1 rRNA gene is annotated in these 621 nt (G+C 56.0%); it reads left to right on the forward strand.

The features are described from left to right. Positions 1-621, forward strand: a 23S ribosomal RNA gene (locus ADL01_RS19515); the annotation flags it as partial.

The following is a 621-nucleotide window of genomic DNA, read 5'->3' on the forward strand; positions in this document are numbered from 1 at the left end:
GTCGTGACTGCGTGCCTTTTGAAGAATGAGCCTGCGAGTTTGCGGTGTGTTGCGAGGTTAACCCGTGTGGGGAAGCCGTAGCGAAAGCGAGTCCGAATAGGGCGTTTTAGTAGCGCGCTCAAGACCCGAAGCGGAGTGATCTAGCCATGGGCAGGTTGAAGCGGAGGTAAGACTTCGTGGAGGACCGAACCCACCAGGGTTGAAAACCTGGGGGATGACCTGTGGTTAGGGGTGAAAGGCCAATCAAACTCCGTGATAGCTGGTTCTCCCCGAAATGCATTTAGGTGCAGCGTCGTGTGTTTCTTGCCGGAGGTAGAGCACTGGATAGGCGATGGGCCCTACCGGGTTACTGACCTTAGCCAAACTCCGAATGCCGGTAAGTGAGAGCGCGGCAGTGAGACTGTGGGGGATAAGCTCCATGGTCGAGAGGGAAACAGCCCAGAGCATCGACTAAGGCCCCTAAGCGTACGCTAAGTGGGAAAGGATGTGGAGTCGCACAGACAACCAGGAGGTTGGCTTAGAAGCAGCCACCCTTGAAAGAGTGCGTAATAGCTCACTGGTCTAGTGATTCCGCGCCGACAATGTAGCGGGGCTCAAGCGTACCGCCGAAGTCGTGTCATT

The organism is Streptomyces sp. NRRL WC-3618 (assembly GCF_001280005.1).
Lineage (GTDB): Bacteria > Actinomycetota > Actinomycetes > Streptomycetales > Streptomycetaceae > Streptomyces.